This window comes from Aeromicrobium sp. PFPM2_SD2, from assembly GCF_057364525.1.
Genome location: NZ_JBNFNZ010000283.1, coordinates 1 through 3,373, shown reverse-complemented (window position 1 = coordinate 3,373; position 3,373 = coordinate 1). Strand labels below are relative to the sequence as shown.

Genomic DNA, 3,373 nt, shown 5'->3' with positions numbered 1-3,373 from the left:
ACGGCGACGAGGACGGCGTACAGCGTCCAGGCCACGACCCGTTCGCCCGCGACGGCACCACCCGCTCCTCCATGCCCGCAGCCTAAGGCGGCGCGGGGACACCCCGGCGGCCTACAGCCGCGCGGCCAGCTCGGTGGCCTGCCGGATGGCCCGCTTCGCGTCCAGCTCGGCCGCCACCTCGGCGCCGCCGATGACGTGGGTGACGACGCCGGCCGCGGTCAGCGGGTCGACGAGGTCACGCACCGACTCCTGCCCGGTGCACAGGACGACCGTGTCGACGTCGAGCACGCGTGACTCGGGCGCGTCGCCGTCGGCGCCGATCGTGACGTGCAGCCCCGCGTCGTCCACGCGGTCGTACCGGACGCCGCCGAGGAACTGCACGCCCGAGTCGCGCAGCGTCGTGCGGTGCACCCACCCGGACGTCTTGCCCAGGCCCGCGCCGTGCGGGGTGGTCTTGCGCTGCAGCAGGACGACCTCGCGCCTCGGCGTCTCGCGCACCTTGGTCGTCAGGCCGCCGCGCTCGAGGGCCGGGTCGGTGACGCCCCAGCGGGCCATCCAGTGCTCGAGCGACTCGCCGGGCTCGTGCAGCAGCAGCTCGGCGACGTCGAAGCCGATGCCGCCGGCGCCCATGACGGCCACCTTCCGGCCCGCCTCGACGCGTCCGGCCACGACGTCGGCGTACGAGACGACCTTCGGGTGGTCGACGCCGGGCAGGTCGGGCAGCCGCGGCTCGACGCCGGTGGCCAGGACCACCTCGTCGAAGCCGGTCAGGTCGGCCGCCTCGACCCGGCGGCCGAGGTGCACCTTCACGCCCGTGACCTCCAGGCGGCGCGCGTAGTAGCGCAGCGTCTCGGCGAACTCCTCCTTGCCGGGGATGCGCATGGCGAGGCGGAACTGCCCGCCCAGCTCCTCGGACGCCTCGAACAGCTCGACCGTGTGCCCCCGCCCGGCCAGCTCGGTCGCCGCCGCGAGACCGGCCGGACCGCCGCCCACGACCGCGATCGTCCTGGCCCGGCGCGTCGGCAGCAGCACGAGCTCGCGCTCGTGCCCCGCCCGCGGGTTGACCAGGCAGGACGCCCGCTGGTTGCTGAACGTGTGGTCCAGGCAGGCCTGGTTGCAGGCGATGCAGGTGTTGATCTCGTCGGTGCGCCCCTCGGCGGTCTTGCGGACGAAGTCCGGGTCGGCCAGCAGCGGCCGGGCCATCGAGACGAGGTCGGCCTCGCCGTCGGCCAGGATCCGCTCGGCCACGTCGGGGTCGTTGATCCGGTTGGACGCCACGACCGGCACGTCCACCTCGGCCCGCAGCCTGCCGGTCACCCAGCTGAACGCGGCCCGCGGGACGGACGTGACGATCGTGGGGATGCGTGCCTCGTGCCAGCCGATGCCGGTGTTGAACACCGAGACGCCGGCCTCCTCGAGCCGGTGCGCGAGCTCGACGGTCTCGTCCCAGCTCTGCGCGTCGTCGACCAGGTCGAGCAGGCTCAGCCGGTACATGAGGAACGCGTCGTCGCCGAGCAGCTCGCGGGTGCGCCGCACCACCTCGACCGGGAACCGCATCCGCTTCTCCGCAGTGCCGCCCCAGGCGTCGGTGCGGGTGTTGGTGCGCGCGGCCAGGAACTGGTTGATCAGGTAGCCCTCGGAGCCCATGACCTCGACGCCGTCGTAGCCGCCGCGCAGGGCGAGCGCGGCGGCCTTGGCGAACTGCGTGGCGGTGCGGTCGACCTCGCGGCTGCTCATCGGGTGGTTCTTGAACGGGGTGATGGGGCTGCGGACGTCCGAGACCGTCTTCTTGAACGGGCTGTAGCCGTAGCGACCGGCGTGCAGCAGCTGCAGCGCGATCTTCCCGTCGTGCTCGTGGACGGCGTCGGTGACGACCCGGTGGGCGTCGGCGTGCCGGCGGGTCGTCATCTGCGAGCCGAACGGGAGCAGCCAGCCGCGCCACGTGGGGGCGAAGCCGCCGGTCACCGACAGGGCGACGCCGCCCTTGGCCCGCTCGGCGAAGTACGCGGCCAGGTCCGGGAGGTGCTTGGCTCTGTCCTCCAGGCCGACGTGCATCGAGCCCATGATCACGCGGTTGCGCAGCGTGGTGGCGCCGATGGTGATCGGGCTGAGCAGGTGCGGGTGGCTGGTCGTCATGCGTGGCTCCTCATACTGGGGGCGTGATCTCGAGGACGTCGGCGTGGTTCCTGGTGCTGGCCGGGCTGTTCAACATGGTCATCTGGCCGCGCTTCGCCAAGGCGATCGCGGACGACGACCGGGCGTGGGCGGGCGAGCACTGGTCGAGCGACCCGACCGCCTTCTTCTGGGTGCACGCGGTGCTCATCGTCACCGCGTTCTCGATCGGCGTCGGCGTGCTCGTCGTGGGCGTCCGCGCTGCCCTGGCTCGTCGCGCCTCCGCTCGAGGAGAGGCACGGTAGAGCGAAGGCGCGACTCGTCGCCCTTGGCCGGTCGCTCGCTGGCGCTCGCTCATCGCGCCTCCAGGCGGGCGAGCGTCTCCTCGCACCACTGAAGCCCGGCGGCCTCGGTGAGGATGCCGCCGCGCAGCACGAGGTAGGGCCCGAGCGCCGCGTCGTCCAGCGCGTCGGGGTCGGGGAACGTGCGCGCCATGTCCTTCTCGTAGGCCTCCAGGGTCGCGGCGTGCTGGTCGCGGCGGGCCCGGACGTGCGCGACCAGGGCGTCGGCGTCGACGTTCGGCAGGCCGCGCAGCGCGACGGCGAAGCTGCTGCGGACGACCTCGGGGCCGATCGGCTCGGCCGACCAGCGGCGCAGCTCCGCGCGTCCGGCCTCCGTGATGCGGTGGACCTTGCGGTCGGGGCGCCCGGCCTGCGCGACCTGCTCGACGTCCACCCAGCCCTGCTCCTGCATGCGGGCCAGCACCTTGTAGATCTGCTGGTGGGTGGCTCGCCAGAAGTGCCCGATGGACGCGTCGAAGCGCCGCGCCAGGTCGTAGCCGGTGGCCGACCGCTCGGCGAGGGAGACGAGGATCGCGTGCTCCAGGGCCATGGCCCGAGAACCTACTATGCAACGAGTTGCACGTGCAAGGGGTTGCAGCCGGCGCTCAGGCGGGAGCCGGCCGTCGCACCAGCACGAGCACGACGGCCGTCATCACCACGGCGGTGACGAGCAGCGGCACCGGCACGAACGCGTCGCCCAGCACCAGCAGCGCGGCGAGCGGCACCGCCACGTTGACCATTCGGTCGCCCGCCGGGCGCAGCGCGATGGCCCAGATGCCGAGCACGAACACGGCCACCGGCACCGAGACCGTCCACGCGGCCGCCGCCTGCGACAGCTCGCCGTGCCGAACGAGACGAGGTCGAAGAACAGCTCCAGCTCGCTCGCGGTGGCGGGCCGGCTCGCGCGGGTCGCGCGGGCG

4 protein-coding genes are annotated in these 3,373 nt (G+C 73.4%); 1 reads left to right on the top strand and 3 read right to left on the bottom strand.

The genetic code is table 11. The features are described 5' to 3' along the window. Positions 1-111: 111 nt before the first annotated feature. Positions 112-2,136, bottom strand: a complete 2,025-nt coding sequence (locus tag AC2W7G_RS12140) for an oxidoreductase (protein WP_485868669.1) — start codon at positions 2,134-2,136, stop codon at positions 112-114. Positions 2,137-2,159: 23 nt separating this feature from the next. Here AC2W7G_RS12140 and AC2W7G_RS12135 point away from each other — a divergent pair, with 23 nt between their 5' ends. Beyond that, positions 2,160-2,417: an SCO4848 family membrane protein gene (locus AC2W7G_RS12135; RefSeq protein ID WP_485868668.1), complete on the top strand. Its 258-nt coding sequence runs from the start codon at positions 2,160-2,162 to the stop codon at positions 2,415-2,417. Positions 2,418-2,466: 49 nt separating this feature from the next. On the opposite strand, the gene AC2W7G_RS12130 is transcribed toward AC2W7G_RS12135, so the two are convergent. Then, positions 2,467-3,003, bottom strand: a complete 537-nt coding sequence (locus AC2W7G_RS12130; RefSeq protein ID WP_485868667.1) for a PadR family transcriptional regulator — start codon at positions 3,001-3,003, stop codon at positions 2,467-2,469. A gap of 55 nt (positions 3,004-3,058) precedes the next feature. Next, the coding region (locus tag AC2W7G_RS12125) for a hypothetical protein (RefSeq protein WP_485868666.1) at positions 3,059-3,373 on the bottom strand (315 nt) is incomplete at its 5' end.